Source organism: Mycobacterium colombiense (assembly GCF_001665835.1).
Lineage (GTDB): Bacteria > Actinomycetota > Actinomycetes > Mycobacteriales > Mycobacteriaceae > Mycobacterium > Mycobacterium colombiense_A.
On sequence record NZ_LZSX01000073.1, the window covers coordinates 65,607 to 84,980 of the forward strand.

Genomic DNA, 19,374 nt, shown 5'->3' on the forward strand with positions numbered 1-19,374 from the left:
GCTGCTCCTTGACGTCCCTAACGCTGGATAAAGGGTTGGAAGCGAACCTTGATGTGGTGGATTTCAGCCCTCCCGCTTGGGCTTTCGGCCGGAATCACGAAGGTCTCGTTGACGTGCGCGGCGAGCCGCCGGCCGCCGAATCCCGCCTTGGTCAGCACCTGGTATGTCGCGTGCACCCGGTCGCCGTCGATGCGGTAGTCCGGCGGCGTCGTGTCCGCGAGCAACCGGTACTGCAGCCCGCGATTCAGGCTGCGCCGCAGGTGATTTCCGGAGAAACCGTTCTTGATTCCCTGCTCGATGCGGGTGCAGTGGACGGCGAACGGAACGGAGTCACCGTCATGGTTGATCAACGCGTCGATGTAGGCCTGCGCCGCGGCGATGCGGCTGTCGTCGGAAACGCTCACCAGGAGACGAAAAACGATCGGGCGCTAGATGCGCTCGATGATGGTGCCGGTCGACAGGGCGCCGCCCGCGCACATGGTGATCAGCGCGGTGGTCTGGTCGGTGCGTTCCAGCTCGTGCAGCGCCGTGGTGATCAGCCGGCTGCCGGTGCTGCCGACCGGGTGGCCCAGCGCGATGGCCCCGCCGTTGACGTTGACCTTGGCCATGTCCGGGTCGTGCACCCGCGCCCACGACAGCACCACGGAAGCGAATGCCTCGTTGATCTCGGTGATGTCGATGTCGCCCATCTTCATCCCGGCCTTCTCCAGCACCTTCGCCGTCGACTGCACCGGGCCGTCCAGGTGGTAGTACGGCTCGGCCCCGACCAGCGCCTGGCTGACGATGCGGGCCCGCGGCCGCAGGCCCAGAGCCTTGGCCTTGTCCTCGTCCATCCACAGCACGGCCGCCGCGCCGTCGGAGATCTGCGACGACGTTCCCGCCGTGTGGATTCCGCCCTCGAGGACCGGCTTCAACGAGCTCAGGCCCGACAGCGTCGTCTCGCGCAGGCCCTGGTCGCGGCTGATGGTGACGCGCTCGGACGTCGGTTGCTTGTTCTCGTCGAGCGCCGGGGCCTCGATCGGGGAGATCTCGCGGTCGAAGCGGCCCTCCTCCCAGGCCTGCTTGGCCTTGGTCTGCGACGCCAGGCCGAACTCGTCGATGTCCTCACGGGTGATGCCGCGTCGTTTGGCGATCCGCTCGGCCGCGGTGAACTGGTCGGGCAGGTCGATATCCCACGACGCCGGCCGCAGGATGGTGCGGTCGGGGCCGGCGTTGGCGCCGAGTCCGACGCGGCTCATGGCCTCGATGCCGCACGCGATGCCGATGTCGATCGCGCCCGCCGCGATCAGGCCGGCGACCAGGCCGTTTGCCTGCTGGCCGCTGCCGCACTGGCAGTCCACGGTCATGGCGCCGACGTGCTCCGGCAGCCCGGCCACCAGCCAGCTGACCCGGCTGATGTTGTTCGACTGCTCGCCGTACTGTGTCACGCAGCCGCCGATGACCTGTTCGACGTCGCCGGCGTCGATGCCGGCCTTCTCGACCAGTGCCCTCTGGACCGCACCCAACAGCTCGGTGGCGTGCAAACCGGACAGCCATCCGTTCCGCTTGCCGATGGGGCTACGAGTGGCTTCAACGATGACAGGGTTACCCATTCCGTCAGGCTAGAACACGTTTCATTACTCTGACAAGCGAGGATGGTGACCTGCCTTTTATCTGCGCAGGAGGCATGTTTTACTGGCACTAGAACACGTTGCAATTAGTGTTGTAAAAGGAGCGCACTCTACATGGCACCCCCCAACATTCCCGCCGACTTCGACTTTCTCGACCCCGACGTCAACCTTGCCGGGTTGCCCGTCGAGGAGCTTGCCCAGCTGCGTAAGGCAGAGCCGATCCACTGGGTTGACATCCCGAATGGTGCGGGCGGGTTCGAGGACCACGGATACTGGATCGTCACCAAGCACGCCGACGTCAAGGAGGTGTCGAAGCGCAGTGACATCTTCTCCAGCTGGATGAACGGCGCCATCCCGACCTGGCCGCCGGAGATGAAGCGTGAGCAGGTCGAGCTGCAGCGCAGCGTCATGCTCAACATGGACGCGCCGCATCACACCCGGCTGCGCAAGATCATCTCCCGCGGATTCACCCCGCGGGCCATCGGACGGCTGGAAGCCGAGCTGGCCCAGCGCGCCCAGAACATCGCCGAGAACGCCGCGAAAGAGGGCAGCGGTGACTTCGTCGAACAGGTGTCGTGCGAGCTGCCCCTGCAGGCCATCGCGGGTCTGCTGGGTGTCCCGCAGGAGGATCGCGACAAGCTCTTCCGCTGGTCTAACGAGATGACCGGCGGCACCGACCCCGAGTACGCCACCGTTGATCCCGCGCAGTCGTCGATGGAGCTGATCACTTACGCGATGGCCATGGCCGAGGAGCGGGGCAAGAACCCCACCGACGACATCGTCACCACGCTCATCGAGGCCGACATCGACGGCGAGAAGCTCTCCGATGACGAGTTCGGCTTCTTCGTGGTGATGCTGGCCGTGGCGGGCAACGAGACGACGCGGAACTCGATCACGCACGGCATGATCGCGATGGCGAACAACCCCGATCAATGGGAGCTGTTCAAGAAGGAGCGCCCGTCGACCACGGCCGACGAGATCATCCGTTGGGCCACACCGGTTTCGGCCTTCCAGCGCACCGCCAACGAGGACACCGAGTTGAGCGGCGTGCAGATCAAGAAGGGTCAGCGGGTGGTGATGTCGTACCGGTCGGCCAACTTCGACGAAGAGGTCTTCGAGGACCCGCACAGCTTCAACATCCTGCGCGACCCGAACCCGCACGTCGGCTTCGGCGGCACCGGCGCCCACTACTGCATCGGTGCGAATCTGGCCCGCATGACGATCAACCTGATCTTCAACGCGGTGGCCGATCACATGCCGGACCTCAAGCCGATCGGCGAGCCCGAGCGGTTGCGGTCGGGCTGGCTCAACGGCATCAAGCATTGGCAGGTCGACTACGTCGGCAAGCCTGCGGTGACCCCCTGATGGACTTCGATCTCACCGCGACGCAACAGGCCGTCGCCGATGTGGTGACGTCGGTGTCCGAGCGCGAATTGAGCTGGGACGCTCTGGTCAGCGGCGGTGTGACGGCGCTTCCGGTGCCCGAACGCCTCGGTGGGGACGGCGTGGGTCTGCCCGAGGTCGCCACCGTGCTGACCGAGATCGGCCGGCACGGCGCCATCACGCCGGCGCTGGCCACCCTGGGTTTCGGTGTGCTGCCGCTGCTTGATCTGGCCTCCGACGAACAGCAGGACCGGTTTTTGGCCGGCGTCGCCAAGGGCGCGGTCCTGACCGCCGCCCTCAACGAGCCGGGTACCGCGCTGCCGGATCGGCCCTCGACCACGTTCGCCAACGGGCGGTTGTCGGGCACCAAGGTCGGCGTCGGCTATGCCGGACAAGCGGATTGGATCATCGTCACCGCCGACAGCGCGGTAGTCGTGGTGTCGTCGAAGGCCAACGGGGTCGAGGTGGTTCGAACCCCGACCTCGAACGGCTCCGAGGAGTACACGGTCACGTTCGCCGACGTCGCGGTCGCAGACTCCGACGTCCTGGCGAGCGCGACGGCTTCCCGGGTCAACCAGTTGGTGCTGGCCGCCATCGGCGCCTACGCCGACGGGCTGGTGGCCGGGGCGCTGCGCCTGACCGCCGACTACGTGGCCAACCGCAAGCAGTTCGGCAAGCCGCTGTCGACGTTCCAGACCGTGGCCGCCCAGCTCGCCGAGGTCTACATCGTCTCGCGGACCATCGATTTAGTGGCGAAGTCCGTTGCCTGGCGGCTGTCGGAAAGGGGCGGATCCGCCCCTCAAGTACAAGACGATCTGGATGTCCTCGGCTACTGGATCACCTCGCAGGCGCCGCCGGTGATGCAGATCTGCCATCACCTGCACGGCGGGATGGGAATGGACATCACCTATCCGATGCACCGGTACTACTCCACGATCAAGGACCTGTCCCGGCTGCTGGGCGGTCCTTCTCATCGTCTCGATCTGGTGGGAGCGCAATGTTCATAGACCTGACCCCGGAGCAGCGCCAGCTCCAAGCGGAACTGCGGGAATACTTTTCGAACCTGATCTCGTCCGACGAGATGAAGGCGATGGAGCAGGACCGTCACAACGAGGCCTATCGCGCGGTGATCCGGCGGATGGGCCGCGACGGCAAGCTCGGCGTCGGATGGCCAAAGGAGTTCGGCGGCTTGGGCTTCGGCCCGATCGAGCAGTCGATCTTCGTGAACGAGGCGCACCGGGCCGACGTGCCGTTGCCCGCGGTGACGTTGCAGACGGTCGGCCCGGTTCTGCAGCAGTTCGGCAGCGATGAGCAGAAGAAGAAGTTCCTGCCGGCCATCCTGGCGGGTGAGGTGCACTTCGCGATCGGCTACACCGAGCCCGAGGCGGGCACCGACCTGGCATCCCTGCGGACCACCGCCGTGCGCCAGGGCGACGAGTACATCGTCAACGGGCAGAAGATCTTCACCACCGGTGCCCACGACGCGGACTACATCTGGCTGGCCTGCCGCACCGACCCGGAAGCCGTGAAGCACAAGGGCATTTCGATCCTGATCGTCGACACCAAGGATCCCGGTTACTCCTGGACTCCGATCATCCTGTCCGACGGCGCCCACCACACCAACGCCACCTACTACAACGACGTACGGGTGCCCGCGGACATGTTGGTCGGCGAGGAGAACGGCGGCTGGCGGCTGATCACCACCCAGCTCAACAACGAGCGGGTCATGCTGGGCCCCGCGGGCCGCACCGCCGGCATCTACGACCGGGTGCACGCCTGGGCGTCCAAGCCGGGCAGCGACGGCGTCACGCCGATCGACCACCAGGACGTCAAGCGGGCGCTCGGTGAGATCCACGCGATGTGGCGGATCAACGAGCTGCTCAACTGGCAGGTGGCCGCCGCGGGCGAGGACATCAACGTGGCCGACGCCGCATCGACGAAAGTTTTTGGCACCGAGCGCATCCAGTACATCGGCCGGCTCGCCGAGGAAATCGTCGGCAAGTACGGCAACCCCGCCGATTCGGACACCGCCGACCTGCTCAACTGGCTGGACTCCCAGACCAAGCGCAACCTGGTCATCACCTTCGGCGGGGGCGTGAACGAAGTGATGCGCGAGATGATCGCCGCGTCCGGCCTCAAGGTGCCGAGGGTACCTCGATGACCGATATCAAAGAAGCGGTCGCGGAAATCACCGCCACCGTCGTCGCTAAGCCGCGGGACGCCCGGGATCCGGTGAACCAGCCGACGATCAACAATTGGGTCGAGGCGCTCGGCGATGCCAACCCGATCTACGTCGACGAGGCGGCCGCCAAGGCCGCCGGTCATCCCGGAATCGTCGCACCGCCGGCCATGATTCAAGTGTGGACCATGTTCGGACTGGGTGGCGAACGCCCGACCGACGACCCCATGGGCCCGATCATGCAGCTGTTCGACGAGGCCGGCTACATCGGTGTGGTCGCGACCAACTGCGAGCAGACCTATCACCGGTATCTGCGCCCGGGCGAGCAGGTCACCGTCCACTCCGAGATGCGCGACGTGGTCGGCCCCAAGCAGACCGGGCTCGGTGAGGGCTGGTTCATCAACCAGCACATCACCTGGCGGGTCGGTGACGAGGACGTCGCCGAGATGGCCTGGCGCATCCTGAAGTTCAGGCCACGCGAGGAATCCGGTGCCACTGGCTCCGTCCCGCAGGACCTGGACGCCGATGCCATGATGCGTCCCGCGGTGTCGCGCGACACCGCCTTCTTCTGGGAGGGCGTCAAAGCGCACGAACTGCGCATCCAGCGCCTCGCCGACGGCACCCTGCAGCACCCGCCGGTGCCGGCGGTGTGGCAGGACAAGGCCGAGCCCATCGACTACACGGTCGCCAGCGGCCGCGGCACGGTGTTCAGCTTCGTGGTGCACCACGCGCCGAAGGTGCCCGGTCGCACGCTTCCGTTCGTGATCGCACTGATCGAACTGGAAGAGGGCGTTCGGATGCTCGGCGAGCTACGTGACGTCGACCACCCCGAGATCAAGATCGGAATGCCGGTCCGCGCAACCTATATCGACTTCCCGGCCGGTGAGTCCGGCCCGGAGTGGAGCCTTTACGCCTGGGAGCCCTTGGGAGATCAAGCATGAGCGCGCCCGTTGTTGAAGTCGGCACCACCCTGCCCGAACTCAAGCTGCACGGTACGCCGACGTTCATCATCTCAACGGCCCTGGCCACCAGGGACTTTCAGGATGTGCACCATGACCGGGACCTGGCCCAGGCCAAGGGTTCCAAGGACATCTTCGTCAACATCCTCACCGACACCGGCCTGGTGCAGCGCTACGTCACCGACTGGGCGGGCCCGAGGGCGCGGATCAAATCGATCGGGCTGCGGCTGGGCGTGCCGTGGTACGCCTACGACACCGTCACCTTCTCCGGTGAGGTGACCGCGATCGACGACGGTCTGATCACGCTGAAGGTGTTCGGCCGCAACAGCCTTGGTGATCACGTCATCGCTAACGTGACGCTCACGATCGGGGGTGCCTGATGTTGTCGGGCAAGGCTGCGATCGTCGGCATCGGCGCCACCGACTTCTCCAAGGACTCCGGCCGCAGCGAGCTGCGGCTGGCGGCCGAGGCGGTCCTGGATGCGCTGGACGACGCGGGGCTGAGCCCCTCGGACGTCGACGGGCTGACCACGTTCACGATGGACACCAACAACGAGACCGCCGTGGCGCGTGCGGCCGGCATCGGTGACCTGAAGTTCTTCTCGCAGATCGGGTATGGCGGCGGTGCCGCGTGCGCGACCGTCCAGCAGGCGGCGATCGCCGTGGCCACCGGGGTGGCCGACGTCGTCGTGGCGTACCGGGCGTTCAACGAGCGCTCGGGCATGCGGTTCGGTCAGGTGCAGAGCCGGCTTGTGGGAAACGCCGGCGTGCAAGCTGATTCGACCGCGGCGGACAACTCCTTCTCCTACCCGCACGGGCTGTCCACGCCGGCCGCGCAGGTTGCCATGATCGCCCAGCGTTACATGCATCTGTCCGGCGCGACCAGCCGGGACTTCGGTGCGATTTCGGTGGCCGACCGCAAGCATGCGGCCAAGAACCCGAAGGCCTATTTCTACGAGAAGCCGATAACCATTGAGGACCACCAGAATTCGCGGTGGATTGCCGAGCCGCTGCGGCTGCTGGACTGCTGCCAGGAGACCGATGGCGCGGTCGCGATCGTGGTGACGTCGCCGGAGCGCGCGAAGGATCTCAAGCAGCGACCGGCGATCATCGAGGCGGCGGCCCAGGGCTCCAGCCCGGACCAGTACACGATGGTCAGCTACTACCGGCCCGAGCTCGGCCTGCCCGAGATGGGGGTCGTGGGCCAGCAGCTCTGGGGACAATCGGGGTTGAAGCCGACCGACATTCAGACCGCGATCCTGTACGACCACTTCACGCCGTTCACCCTGATTCAGTTGGAAGAGTTGGGATTTTGTGGCAAAGGCGAGGCCAAGGACTTCATTGCCGACGGTGCCATCGAGATCGGTGGGCGACTGCCGATCAACACCCACGGTGGCCAACTCGGCGAGGCCTACATCCACGGTATGAACGGCATCGCGGAGGGCGTGCGGCAGCTGCGGGGCACCTCGGTCAACCCGGTGCCCGACGTCGAGCACGTCCTCGTCACCGCCGGAACCGGTGTGCCCACCTCCGGCCTGATCCTGGGCTAGGTTCCCTCCCTCTCCTTCTCCGCCGAGTGTGACACTGCAGTCACGTTGGGGCGCGAATGTGACTGCACTGTCACGCTCGAGGCGCTGTCAGTGGTTGATGGCACACTCCCGCCATGGCAGAACCGTTTATCGGCAGTGAGGCCGTAGCGGCAGGAGTGGCTTCGCATAGTCAGTTGCGCCGCAGGTACACGCGTGTCTTCCGGGATGTGTACGTCACTGAAGGCACTGAGCTGACACATGATGTGCGCGCCCGGGCAGCCTGGCTATGGTCGGGGCGTCGTGGCGTCATCGCGGGCCTTTCGGCCGCGAGCCTTCATGGAAGCGAGTGGGTCGACGCAGCACGGCCCGTCGACATCATTCACGACAACCGCCATGCACCGTCAGGACTGCAGGTCTGGGGCGACCGGTTTGAGAGTGATGAGGTTGAGCTCCTCGGCGGCGTCGACGTGACCAGCCCTGCGCGCACTGCGCTCGACCTCGCCTGTTGGTATTCATCGACGACGGCAGTCGCGGCGATTGATGCCCTGCTTCGCGCGACTGATCTCAAGGTTGCCGACGCCGAATTACTGGCGGCCCGATACCGCGGACGCCGCGGACTCGAGCGTGCGCGCGTCAATCTCGGCCTCGTCGACGCAGGCGCACAATCTCCGAAGGAGACATGGCTACGGCTCGTCTTGATCCGGGGAGGCTTGCCTCGGCCCCAGACCCAGATTCCAGTGGTCGACGAATTCGGCAGCGCCTTCGCTTATCTCGATATGGGCTGGGAGGACGTCAAAGTCGCTGTGGAGTACGACGGCGACCAGCATCGCAGCGATCGCTCTCAATACACGTGGGATATCAGGCGACTCGAGCGATTACAGCGACGGGGTTGGATCGTGGTGAGGGTAGTCTCCGGCGACCGGCCGGCCGACATCGTTCGCAGGGTGAGAGAGGCTCGCGCGCGTCGAGTGTGACGCTGCAGTCACGTTGGGGCTCGAATGTGACTACAGTGTCACGCTCGGGGCGAAAAGGGCCAACCCCTAGGCGGGCACCAGTTCGACGCCCGACAGCACGACGGCGTTGTCGCGCGAAGGCGCGACAACGCTGGCCAGGAAGCGGCCGTTGTCCTTCCAGATGCCGACCTTGAGCGTTTCGCCGGGGAAAGCCACCCCGGCGAAACGTGCGCCGTAGGCCGCCACCGCTCCGGTATCGCCGTCGAGCAGCGCATCGGTGATCGCCTTGCAGGTCATGCCGTAGGTGCACAGCCCGTGCAGGATGGGCTGGGAAAACCCTGCGGCAGCGGCGAATTCGGGATCGGAATGCAGCGGGTTGCGGTCGCCGCACAGCCGGTAGAGCAGCGCCTGCTGCGGCAGAATCGGCACGTCGACCTCGAGATCGGGGGCACGATCGGGCGCGCCGTCCGATGTCGACGGTCCACGCTCGCCGCCCACTCCGCCTTCGCCGCGGGCGAAGATGGACCGGCGCTGCGTCCACAGCAGCGTGCCGTCCGGCGCTGTCACCGTCGTCTCGCTCCAGATGACGGCGGCCTTGCCTTTGTCCCAGATGTCCGTGAACCGGGTGACGGCCTTGGCCGAGCCCGACGGCGGCAACGGTGCGGGCGCCTCGACGCGCTCGCTGGCGTGCAGCACCTTGCTCAGCTCGATGTCGATGCCGGGGAACTTGACGGTCGGCGGCTTCGTGACATGGAAGGTGGCGGCGACGTTGCCGAACGTCGGCAGCACCTGCGGGGTGTCGTCGACCAGGTAGCGCAGCTCGCGCGGGTCCATCGGATCGGCGCCCGCGCCCAGCCCGAGGTGGTAAAGCTGCACATCACTGCTGGCCCAAGAGAATTCGATGGGATCCAGCTCGGCATTCAGCGCGACGTCTACGTCGATGGGCATCTCAGCGCTCCTCCGAAATGTGCAGGGCGGCCAGGTAGCCGAACGTCATGGCCGGTCCGATGGTGCCACCCGGACCGGGGTACGTGTGGCCCATCACCGGAGCACTGACGTTGCCGGCGGCGTAAAGGCCTTCGATGATACTGCCGTCGTCGCGCAGCGCCCGACCGTGGATGTCGGTGCGGATGCCGCCCTTGGTGCCCAGGTCACCGGGCACCATCTTGGCCGCGTAGTACGGCGCATGACTGAGCTCGCCGAGGTTGGGGTTCGGCTTGTTGGTCGGGTCGCCGTAGTACTTGTCGTACGCGCTCTCGCCGCGCTGGAAGTCGGCGTCGATGCCGGAGCGCGCGAAGCCGTTGAAACGCTCCACGGTCGCGGTGAATTCGCTCACCGGAAGGCCGGCCTTCTGCGCCAGCTCCGCCAACGTCTCGGCGGTGATGATGACGCCCGACTCCAGCCACTTGCGCGGAATGCGTTGTCCGGGCTGCAATCCCGCAAAGATGTAGCGGTCCCGGTACTGCTGGTCGAACACCAGCCAGGCGGGGATGTTTTCGCCCGGCCCCGGGCCCTGACCGTATTCGCCGCCGTACATGTGATGGCAGGCTTCGACGTAGGGCATCGACTCGTTCATGAACCGCTTGCCCGACATGTTGACGATGATCGACCCCGGCGAGTTGCGCTCGGACAACGCGAACCACGGTGCACCCACCAGCGGGACAGTCGGTCCCCACCAGGCGTCTTCCATGATATCCAGTGCGGCGCCGAGCTTTTCACCCGCCAGGATCCCGTCGCCGGTGTTGGCCACCGCGCCGACGGTCCATTCGGTGGTGATCGGTGCGCGCTGGTATTTCACCCGCATCTGTTCGTTGTGCTCGAACCCACCCGATGCCAGGATCACGCCGCGCCGGGCCCGGATCAGTTGGGGCTCGCCCGATTCGGCATCGCCGGCGCCGCGCACGTAAACACCACGCACCACACCGTCTTCGACGTAGAGGTCGGTGAGCGCGGTGTTGAGCACTACCGGAACCCCGGCCTGCTGCAACCCGATCCGCAGCGGCCCGATCAACGCCCGGCCCATGCCGACGAGATTCTTGCCGGTCGCCTTGGCCCACATGGTGCGTGCCCCGACCTTCAGGCTGCGCAGCACACCGCGCGGGTGACGCTTCAGCTGGTTCAGCCGCACGTAATCCTGTTGCATCACCACGACGTTGAGCGGGACCTTGCCGTAGGCCGGCTCCAGGCCGGCTTCGTCGGCGCCGAGCTTGCGGGCGTTGAACGGCTTCGGCTCGATCGATCGGCCCTCCGCGCGGCCGCCCGGCGACTCGGGGTAGTAGTCGGAGTACTTCGGCACCCAGCACATCTTCAGCGGGGTGTGCTTCAGCACAAACGACAGCATCTCGGGGCCGCGCTCGAGGTAGGTATCGATGCGTTCCGGCTCGACGACGTTGCCGACGATCCCGTGCAGATAGGTGCGGGCGGCCTCGGCGGTATCGCGGACCCCGTCACGCTTGAGGACTTCGTTATTTGGGATCCAAACGCCGCCGCCTGAGCGTGCGGTCGAACCGCCGAAGTGGGGGGCTTTCTCGATGACTATGGTGGAAAGACCCCGGTGAGCGGCGGTAAGGGCGGCCACCATGCCGGCCCCGCCGCTCCCGACCACGACGACGTCGTACTCCTGCGCTGACATGTAGAACACGTTATAGAATTGCCCCGGGCGGCCGCTACTGGCCCGGTCGACCGTACGAGGAGACGTGAAAAAATGCTCAGTGTTGCCACGCGCGACGAGCTGGCTGCCGACTTGGCGCAAGCCGAGCGGAGCGGCGAGCCGATCGCCCCGCTTACCGCCGCCTATCCGGACATCGACGTCGTCGACGCCTACGAGATTCAGCTGATCAACATCCGCCAGAGAGTCGCGGAGGGGGCCCGGGTGCTGGGCCACAAGGTGGGGCTGTCGTCGTTGGCGATCCAGCAAATGATGGGCGTCGACGAGCCGGACTACGGACACCTGCTCGACGAGATGCAGCTGTTCGAAGACACCCCGGTCAAGGCGAACCGCTACTTGTACCCCCGGGTGGAGGTCGAAGTCGGGTTCGTCCTGAACGCGGACCTGCCGGGAGCCGGCTGTACCGAGGACGACGTGCTGGCGGCGACCGAGGCGCTGGTCCCGTCGATCGAGCTGATCGACACCCGGATCACCGACTGGAAGATCGAACTGTGCGACACCATCGCCGACAACGCGTCGTCGGCCGGTTTCGTGCTCGGTGAGGCGCGCGTTTCCCCCCGTGACATCGACGTCAAGGGGATCGACGCCGTGTTGCGCTGCAACGACGAGGTCGTCGCGGAAGGCCGTACCGACGCGGTGCTGGGCAACCCGGTCACCGCGGTGGCCTGGCTGGCCCGCAAGGTGGATGGCTTCGGCGTCCGCCTGCGCAAAGGCGACGTGGTGCTGCCCGGATCGTGCACGCGGGCGATCGACGCACATCCCGGTGACAACTTCGTCGCCGACTTCGCGGGCCTGGGCTCGGTGCGTTTATCGTTCGAATAAGCTCGAATTAAATCGTCTAACTTAAATCTCAAAAGCTTCGAAAAGGGGCATCATGCCGACTAAGGCGACTGTGGCCATTGTCGGGTCGGGGAACATCAGTACTGACCTGCTCTACAAGCTGCTGCGATCGGACTGGCTGGAACCGCGCTGGATGGTCGGCATCGACCCGGACAGCGAGGGCTTGGCCCGTGCCCGCAAGCTGGGTCTGGAGACCACCCACGAGGGCGTCGACTGGCTGTTGGCCCAGCCGGAGAAGCCCGACCTGGTGTTCGAGGCGACCAGCGCCTACGTGCACCGCGACGCCGCCCCTAAGTACGAGGCCGCCGGCATCCGCGCCATCGACCTGACGCCGGCCGCGGTGGGCCCCGCGGTGATCCCGCCGGCCAACCTGCGCCAGCACCTGGACGCACCGAACGTCAACATGATCACCTGCGGCGGACAGGCGACCATCCCGATCGTCTACGCGGTGTCACGCGCCCTCGCCGACCTCGGCGGCGTGCCGTATGCCGAGATCGTCGCCTCGGTCGCCTCGCTGTCGGCCGGCCCCGGCACCCGCGCCAACATCGACGAGTTCACCAAGACCACCAGCCGGGGTGTGGAGACCATAGGCGGCGCCAAACGCGGCAAGGCGATCATCATCTTGAACCCGGCGGACCCGCCGATGATCATGCGCGACACCATCTTCTGCGCCATCCCGGAGGACGCCGACCGGGACGCGATCGCCAAGTCCATCCATGACGTGGTGGCCGAGGTGCAGACCTATGTGCCGGGTTATCGGCTGCTCAACGAGCCCCAGTTCGACGACCCGTCGATCCACTCCGGCGGCCAGGCGCTGGTCACCACGTTCGTTGAGGTCGAGGGCGCCGGCGATTACCTGCCGCCATATGCGGGCAACCTGGACATCATGACCGCCGCGGCGACCAAGGTCGGCGAGGAGATCGCCAAGGAATCCTTGAGCGCGACGGCCGGAGGAGCGCAATCATGACCACCGACATCTTCTTCAATCCGGTCTGGGACGTCCGGATGACCGACACGTCGTTGCGGGACGGTTCCCACCACAAACGCCACCAGTTCACCAAGGATGAGGTCGGCGCCATCGTGGCCGCCCTGGACGCCGCGGGGGTGCCCGTCATCGAGGTCACCCACGGCGACGGTCTGGGCGGCTCGAGCTTCAACTACGGGTTCTCCAAGACTCCCGAGCAGGAGCTGATCAAGCTGGCCGCCGAGACGGCCAAAGAGGCCAAGATCGCCTTCTTGATGCTGCCCGGCGTGGGCACCAAGGAAGACATCAAAGAGGCCCAGAACAACGGCGGCTCGATCTGCCGGATCGCCACGCACTGCACCGAGGCCGACGTGTCGATCCAGCACTTCGGCCTGGCCCGCGAACTCGGACTGGAAACCGTCGGGTTCCTGATGATGAGCCACACCATCTCGCCGGAGAAGCTGGCCGCGCAGGCCCGCATCATGGCCGACGCGGGATGCCAGTGCGTCTACGTGGTCGATTCGGCCGGAGCGCTGGTTCTCGAGGGCGTGCGTGACCGGGTCGCCGCCCTGGTCACCGAACTCGGCGACGACGCCCAGGTCGGCTTCCACGGCCACGAGAACCTCGGGCTCGGGGTGGCCAACAGCGTCGAGGCCGTCCGGGCGGGCGCCAAGCAAATCGACGGCTCGTGTCGCCGGTTCGGCGCCGGGGCCGGCAACGCGCCCGTCGAGGCGCTGATCGGGGTGTTCGACAAGATCGGCGTGAAGACCGGGATCGACTTCTTCGACATCGCCGACGCCGCCGAAGACGTGGTCGCCCCCGCGATGCCCGCCGAGTGCCTCCTCGACCGCAACGCCCTGATCATGGGGTACTCCGGCGTGTATTCGAGCTTCCTCAAGCACGCCATCCGCCAGTCCGAACGCTACGGTGTGCCGGCCCACCAGCTGCTGCACCGCGCGGGCCAGCGCAAACTCATCGGCGGCCAGGAAGACCAACTCATCGACATCGCGCTGGAGATCAAGCGCGAGCAGGAGAGCGGTACCGCGCCCTCGCGCTGACCCGCCCGTTCGGCCGACGGCGCACACATGCTACACAAAGGCGTCGCGGGTACCCTGGCTCCCATGAGCACATCCAACACAGTCGGCGCCCGTCGCCGCGGGCTGTACGGCCTGCTCGCCGGGGGGTTACTGACCGCTACCGCCGCAACGGTGATCGCGCTACCCGTGGCGGGCATCGCCAACGCGGATCCGCAATGCAATCAGGACGTGGGTTCATCCATCGACTCGTACCTGCAGCGGCATCCCGACCTCCACCAGCAACTGCAGGCCAAGTCACAGGCTGAGGGCGGCAACGGCAACGTCCTCGACTACCTCAATCGGCATCCCGACGTCCGCCAGCACCTGATCGACCTTTCCCACTCGTGCCCACCCTAGTGAGTCGGCGTCGTCATTGAACCCTGTCGCCGACGCGGGGGAACGTTCGCCATTGACGAAAAAGTAGAACACGTTCTAGCGTCTAGGCGTGTTCTCTGATTCCCTCACCGCTGCGATCGCAGAGGCCGAGCAGTTGGTGGCCGATGCACCGTTCATCGAGACCGAAGCCGACCTGCTCGAAGGATTGCAGTACCTAGCCGGCTGTATCTCGGGCTGCATTCATCTGGCCGTGGACTACGACCGCGACCATCCCTTCCTGCAGTCGGGTACCGGGCCGTTCACCAAGATGGGCCTGGACAACCCCGACACCCTCTACTTCGGTACCCGGGTGCACGCCAACCACGACTACGTGGTCACGGGCAGGCGCGGGACCACCACCGACCTGAGTTTCCAGCTACTCGGCGGCGAGTACACCGACGACTTCGTGCCCGTCAGCCAGGCCGCGTTCGACGACCGCGAGCTTGAGATCGCGCCCGACGGCAGCTTCGAGTGGCGGGTGCGGCCGACGAGTCCCGGGCAACTGGTGATCCGCGAGGTGTACGGCGACTGGGCGGCGCAGCGCGGCACGCTGGCGATCTCCCGGCTCGACACGGCAGGCACCGCACCGCCGCCCTTGACCCGTGAGCTCATCGAAAAGCGTTACGCCACAGCGGGAAAGCAGCTTGTCCAGCGGGTGAAGACCTGGCTGCAATTCCCCCAATGGTTTTATCTCGACCTGCCGGTCAACACCATGGTGCCGCCGCGGCTGACTCCGGGCGGACTGTCCACGCAGTACTCGTCGGTCGGCCATTTCGACCTGCGACCGGATCAGGCGATGGTCATCACCATCCCGGTCTCCGACGCGCCCTACCTCGGCTTCCAGCTGGGCAGCCTCTGGTACATCTCGCTGGACTACATCAACCACCAAACCTCGCTGAACAACACTCAGGCGCAGGCGGATCCGGACGGCAAGGTCCGCATCGTCGTCGCCGAGCAGAACCCGGGAGTGACCAACTGGGCCGAGACGGTCGGCCACCGGCGTGGCTTCCTGCAGTTCCGCTGGCAGCGGGTGTCGCGTCAGCTCACCGACGCCGACGGTCCGACCGTCGAGGTGGTAGACATCGACAAGGTTCCGGCGGCGTTGCCGTACTTCGAGCACAACAAGATTTCGGAGGACGACTGGCGCGCCCGAATTGCCCTGCGCCACCAACAGATTCAGGCAAGGATGCTGGGATGACGAAGTTGCTCGACGGCAAGGTAGTGGTGATCAGCGGCGTCGGCCCGGGTCTGGGCACGACGCTGGCGCACCGATGCACGCGAGAAGGCGCCGACCTGGTGCTGGCGGCCCGCACGCCGGAACGCCTGGACGACGTCGCCAAGCAGATCGCCGACCTCGGAGGCCGTGCGACAACGGTGCGCACCGACATCACCGAGGACGACCAGGTGAGCAACCTGGTCGATGCCACCTTGGAGGCCTACGGCAAGGTCGACGTGCTGATCAACAACGCGTTCCGGGTGCCGTCGCTGAAACCATTCTCGGGCACCAGCTTTCAGCATATCCGCGACGCGATCGAACTCAGCGCGCTCGGCGCACTGCGGCTCATCCAGGGGTTCACGCCGGCGCTGGCCGAGTCGAAGGGCTCGATCGTCAACGTCAACTCCATGGTGCTGCGGCACTCGCAGGCGAAGTACGGCGCCTACAAGATGGCCAAGTCCGCGCTGCTGTCCATGTCGCATTCGCTGGCCACCGAGCTGGGTGAGCAGGGGATCCGGGTCAATTCCGTTGCACCCGGCTACATCTGGGGCGAGACGCTGCAGGGCTACTTCAACCACCAGGCCGGCAAGTACGGCACCACGGCCGAGCAGATCTACCAGGCCACCGCGGCCGACTCCGACCTGAAGCGGCTACCGACCGAGGACGAGGTGGCCTCGGCGATCTTGTTCATGGCCAGCGACCTGTCCAGCGGCATCACCGGGCAGACCCTGGACGTCAATTGCGGGGAGTACCACACCTAATGGCAGAACGCACCGATGTCGGTACCGTTGACGACCTGAAGGCGTCGGCCAGCAAGATGATCGGGCTGGACGATTTCGGCAGCAACGACGACAACTACCTCGAAGCGCTGGAAGTTCTGCTGGACTCCTACCGGCGCGACGCCGACTTGACGCCGTTGGGCAGCAAGATGAATCGGTTCTTCTTGCGCGGTGCGCTGGTTGCCAGGCTGCTTTCCGAATCTGCCTGGAAGCAATACCCGCAGCACGCGGACGTCGCCATCGAGCGGCCGATCTTCGTCACCGGGCTGGTGCGCACCGGCACCACTGCCTTGCATCGGCTGCTCGGCGCCGATCCCGCGCACCAGGGCCTGCATCTGTGGTTGGCCGAATTTCCGCAGCCGCGCCCGCCTCGTGAAACCTGGGATTCCAACCCGTTTTACAGCCAACTGAACGCACAGTTCGAGAAGCATCATGCCGAAAACCCCGACTACACGGGTCTGCATTTCATGGCGGCGTACGAGCTGGAGGAGTGCTGGCAGCTGCTGCGGCAGTCGGTGCATTCGGCGTCCTATGAGACGCTGGCGCACCTGCCCACCTACTCGCAGTGGCTGTCCCAGCAGGACTGGACGCCGTCATATCAGCGGCACCGCCGCAACCTTCAGTTGATCGGGCTCAACGACGCCGACAAACGGTGGGTGCTGAAGAATCCCAGCCACCTGTTCGCGTTGGACGCGTTGATGGCGACCTATCCCGACGCGTTGGTGATCCAGACTCATCGTCCGGTCGAAACAATCATGGCCTCGATGTGCTCGCTGGCGCAGCACACCGCCGAGGGATGGTCGACGTCGTTCACCGGCGCCCAAATCGGTGCTGACGCAATGGAAACGTGGTCGCGAGGCCTGGAGCGGTTCAACACCGCGCGGGCCAAATACAGCCCGTCGCAGTTCTACGACGTGGACTACAAAGAGTTGATCGCCGACCCGATGGGCACTGTGGCCGACATCTACCGGCACTTCGGCTTGACGTTGACCGAAGAGGCGAAGGCTGCCATGGAAAAGACCCATGCCGACAGCCAGTCCGGCGCGCGGGCGCCCAAGCACACCTACTCGCTGGCCGACTACGGCCTCAGCACCGAGACGGTCAAGGAGCGGTTCGCGGGCCTGTAAGTCACAGGCGCCACCCGGGCGCGACGTTCGCTCAGTCGTCGTCCGGCTCGTCGTCGAGATAACCCTCGGCGACCGCATGTTCAATGCTGTCACCGAGTTTCGGGCACGACTTCGTGCGTGCGGTATCGCCCCCGGACTCGCGCACCTCGGTGAAGTACGCGCAGCGCTGCAACGCCTCGGTGTTCCATTGCACCGCGGTGTGTCCCGGCCCGAGCCTGCGAACGGTGACCCGCACGTGGCAGAACCGGCAGTCCACCGGCAGCAGGCCCGAGTTCAGGTAACGCTCGCGGTCTGCGCGACTGGCCACGGCCACCGCCGCGGCGCGCTGTGGGTCATTGGCGAAATCCGTTGATTTCGACGCTAAACGAGAACGAGCTCCGCCCTTGCGCTCGGGACCGGCCGGATGCTCGTCGTGGTCGTGATGATCGCCATGCAGCAACAACATCGACCGCGCAAGCTGATCGACGTCAGGTACCGCCGGCTGATCGTCGCCCATGATTCCTAGTGTTGCTTGGCCGGCACGTCGTCGGTGACCGTCTCGTCGGCCTCGGAGTCTTTGGTCTTGAGGTTCTCCTCGACCTCGGCATTCCAGTACTCGTTGGCACGGGTGGTGTCCACCTCGATCTCGAAGCGCTCCACCATTTCCGGCTCGATGTCGGCGACGTCGACGTAGAACTGCTGGTACCAGCGGCGCAGCTGGTAGACCGCACCGTCCTCCTCGACCAGCAGCGGATTGTCTATGCGGGTCTTGTGCTTCCAGATCTCGACGTCTTGCAGGAAGCCCTTGCTGACGCCCTCGGTGAACACCTTCGACAGCTTGTCGGTCATCTTTTCGTCCATGCCCTTGGGCTTTTCGACGATGACACCCCACTGCAGCATGAACGAGTTCTGGGTCACCGGGTAGTGGCAGTTGATCAGGATCGACTCGGCCTTGTAGCCGCCGTAGCTGTTGTGCAGCCAGTTGATCATGAACGACGGCCCGAAGTAGGACGCCTCCGAATCCAGGTGCGCTTCACCGTACGACGTGCCGAGGTCGTTGACGTCGGGCCGGCCCACGTTGTGCAGGTACTGCGACGCGATGTGGCCCTCGAAGACGTTCTTGAAGTACGTCGGCAATCCGAAGTGGATGTAGAAGAAGTGCGCCATGTCGGTGACGTTGTCGATGATGTCGCGGCAGTTGGACCCCTCGATGAGGATCCTGTTCCAGCGCCACTCGGTCCACTCGTCGCTGTGGGATTCGGGGATGTCCGGAATGCGCACGGCGGGGTCCGGCGGATTGTTCTCGTGGTCGTGCCAGACGAACAGCAGGCCGCCGCGCACGTCGGTCGTCCACGACCGGGTCCGCGCGGTCTTGGGTGTGCGCTTGGCGTAGGGGACCAGCTTGCAGCGGCCGTCGCCGCCCCAGCGCCAGTCATGGAACGGGCAGGCGACCTCATCGCCCTTGATGGTGCCCTCCGTCAGGTCCCCGCCCATGTGGCGGCAGTACCCGTCGAGAACCTTGATGTCCCCCTGCGAGTCGGCGAACACCACCAGCTTGGTGCCGAACGCCTCGATCGAGTGCGGCTTACCGTCCTGGAAGTCCTTGGCAACGCCCAGGCAGTGCCAGCCGCGGGCGTATCTGGTCGGCAAGTCGCCGGGATCGATTTCCCGGATGCCGACCGACTTGGTGTCGGTACTCACCTGTCACCTCCAACTCACTGGGCCTCTAACTAGAACA

The 19,374-nt window shown here is 65.7% G+C and carries 20 protein-coding genes; 14 read left to right on the top strand and 6 right to left on the bottom strand.

Annotated features, from left to right (window positions below; genetic code table 11):
- Positions 1-17 precede the first annotated feature (17 nt).
- Together A5760_RS15175 and A5760_RS15180 are read right to left on the bottom strand one after the other, a co-directional pair.
- Positions 18-407 (bottom strand): hypothetical protein, encoded by a 390-nt coding sequence (locus A5760_RS15175; protein ID WP_196772109.1) that lies wholly within the window; start codon positions 405-407, stop codon positions 18-20.
- 21 nt (positions 408-428) lie between these two features.
- Positions 429-1,592 carry a steroid 3-ketoacyl-CoA thiolase gene (locus tag A5760_RS15180; protein ID WP_064882137.1) on the bottom strand — a complete coding sequence of 388 codons (1,164 nt, stop codon included), beginning with the start codon at positions 1,590-1,592 and terminating at the stop codon, positions 429-431.
- Positions 1,593-1,724: 132 nt separating this feature from the next.
- Between A5760_RS15180 and A5760_RS15185 the strand changes: the two genes are divergently transcribed.
- The 7 genes from A5760_RS15185 (at position 1,725) to A5760_RS15215 (ending at position 8,633) form a co-directional block, all read left to right on the top strand.
- On the top strand, positions 1,725-2,975 hold the full coding sequence (locus A5760_RS15185; RefSeq protein WP_064882139.1) for a cytochrome P450: 1,251 nt from the start codon (positions 1,725-1,727) through the stop codon (positions 2,973-2,975).
- Complete coding sequence (locus tag A5760_RS15190; protein ID WP_064882141.1) at positions 2,975-4,000, top strand: acyl-CoA dehydrogenase family protein; 1,026 nt, start codon at positions 2,975-2,977, stop codon at positions 3,998-4,000. Before A5760_RS15185 ends, A5760_RS15190 begins: the two co-directional genes overlap by 1 nt.
- Complete coding sequence (gene fadE29, locus A5760_RS15195) at positions 3,991-5,154, top strand: acyl-CoA dehydrogenase FadE29 (RefSeq protein WP_064882143.1); 1,164 nt, start codon at positions 3,991-3,993, stop codon at positions 5,152-5,154. The genes A5760_RS15190 and fadE29 overlap by 10 nt, the downstream gene beginning before the upstream one ends.
- Complete coding sequence (locus A5760_RS15200) at positions 5,151-6,113, top strand: bifunctional MaoC family dehydratase N-terminal/OB-fold nucleic acid binding domain-containing protein (RefSeq protein ID WP_064882146.1); 963 nt, start codon at positions 5,151-5,153, stop codon at positions 6,111-6,113. Before fadE29 ends, A5760_RS15200 begins: the two co-directional genes overlap by 4 nt.
- A complete protein-coding gene (locus A5760_RS15205; protein WP_064882148.1) occupies positions 6,110-6,511 on the top strand; it encodes a MaoC family dehydratase in 402 nt (133 codons plus the stop codon). Before A5760_RS15200 ends, A5760_RS15205 begins: the two co-directional genes overlap by 4 nt.
- Positions 6,511-7,680 carry a lipid-transfer protein gene (locus A5760_RS15210; RefSeq protein ID WP_064882150.1) on the top strand — a complete coding sequence of 390 codons (1,170 nt, stop codon included), beginning with the start codon at positions 6,511-6,513 and terminating at the stop codon, positions 7,678-7,680. The genes A5760_RS15205 and A5760_RS15210 overlap by 1 nt, the downstream gene beginning before the upstream one ends.
- 113 nt (positions 7,681-7,793) lie before the next feature.
- Positions 7,794-8,633, top strand: a complete 840-nt coding sequence (locus tag A5760_RS15215) for a hypothetical protein (RefSeq protein ID WP_064882152.1) — start codon at positions 7,794-7,796, stop codon at positions 8,631-8,633.
- 66 nt (positions 8,634-8,699) lie between these two features.
- Here A5760_RS15215 and A5760_RS15220 read toward each other — a convergent pair whose 3' ends face one another.
- The gene (locus A5760_RS15220; protein WP_064882154.1) at positions 8,700-9,560 is read right to left on the bottom strand and encodes a MaoC family dehydratase; all 861 of its coding nucleotides are present in this window, start codon (positions 9,558-9,560) and stop codon (positions 8,700-8,702) included.
- A gap of 1 nt (position 9,561) precedes the next feature.
- Positions 9,562-11,244 carry a 3-oxosteroid 1-dehydrogenase gene (gene kstD, locus A5760_RS15225; protein WP_064882782.1) on the bottom strand — a complete coding sequence of 561 codons (1,683 nt, stop codon included), beginning with the start codon at positions 11,242-11,244 and terminating at the stop codon, positions 9,562-9,564.
- A 72-nt stretch (positions 11,245-11,316) separates the two neighbouring features.
- Between kstD and A5760_RS15230 the strand changes: the two genes are divergently transcribed.
- The 7 genes from A5760_RS15230 to A5760_RS15260 all read left to right on the top strand — a co-directional run bounded on the left by A5760_RS15230 (position 11,317) and on the right by A5760_RS15260 (position 17,657).
- A complete protein-coding gene (locus A5760_RS15230) occupies positions 11,317-12,102 on the top strand; it encodes a 2-keto-4-pentenoate hydratase (RefSeq protein ID WP_064882156.1) in 786 nt (261 codons plus the stop codon).
- A 52-nt stretch (positions 12,103-12,154) separates the two neighbouring features.
- Positions 12,155-13,087, top strand: coding sequence for an acetaldehyde dehydrogenase (acetylating) (locus tag A5760_RS15235; protein ID WP_064882158.1), 933 nt, complete (start codon positions 12,155-12,157; stop codon positions 13,085-13,087).
- Positions 13,084-14,142, top strand: coding sequence for a 4-hydroxy-2-oxovalerate aldolase (gene dmpG / locus A5760_RS15240; RefSeq protein ID WP_064882160.1), 1,059 nt, complete (start codon positions 13,084-13,086; stop codon positions 14,140-14,142). Before A5760_RS15235 ends, dmpG begins: the two co-directional genes overlap by 4 nt.
- 63 nt (positions 14,143-14,205) lie before the next feature.
- The gene (locus A5760_RS15245) at positions 14,206-14,517 is read left to right on the top strand and encodes a hypothetical protein (RefSeq protein WP_064882783.1); all 312 of its coding nucleotides are present in this window, start codon (positions 14,206-14,208) and stop codon (positions 14,515-14,517) included.
- 88 nt (positions 14,518-14,605) lie between these two features.
- Positions 14,606-15,733 (top strand): hypothetical protein, encoded by a 1,128-nt coding sequence (locus A5760_RS15250; protein ID WP_064882162.1) that lies wholly within the window; start codon positions 14,606-14,608, stop codon positions 15,731-15,733.
- Positions 15,730-16,512, top strand: a complete 783-nt coding sequence (locus A5760_RS15255; protein WP_064882164.1) for an SDR family oxidoreductase — start codon at positions 15,730-15,732, stop codon at positions 16,510-16,512. The genes A5760_RS15250 and A5760_RS15255 overlap by 4 nt, the downstream gene beginning before the upstream one ends.
- Positions 16,512-17,657 (top strand): sulfotransferase family protein, encoded by a 1,146-nt coding sequence (locus A5760_RS15260; protein WP_064882167.1) that lies wholly within the window; start codon positions 16,512-16,514, stop codon positions 17,655-17,657. Before A5760_RS15255 ends, A5760_RS15260 begins: the two co-directional genes overlap by 1 nt.
- A gap of 31 nt (positions 17,658-17,688) precedes the next feature.
- Here A5760_RS15260 and A5760_RS15265 read toward each other — a convergent pair whose 3' ends face one another.
- Positions 17,689-18,153 (bottom strand): hypothetical protein, encoded by a 465-nt coding sequence (locus A5760_RS15265; RefSeq protein WP_064882169.1) that lies wholly within the window; start codon positions 18,151-18,153, stop codon positions 17,689-17,691.
- Positions 18,154-18,158: 5 nt separating this feature from the next.
- The gene (locus A5760_RS15270; protein ID WP_064882170.1) at positions 18,159-19,337 is read right to left on the bottom strand and encodes a Rieske 2Fe-2S domain-containing protein; all 1,179 of its coding nucleotides are present in this window, start codon (positions 19,335-19,337) and stop codon (positions 18,159-18,161) included.
- Positions 19,338-19,374: the final 37 nt, after the last annotated feature.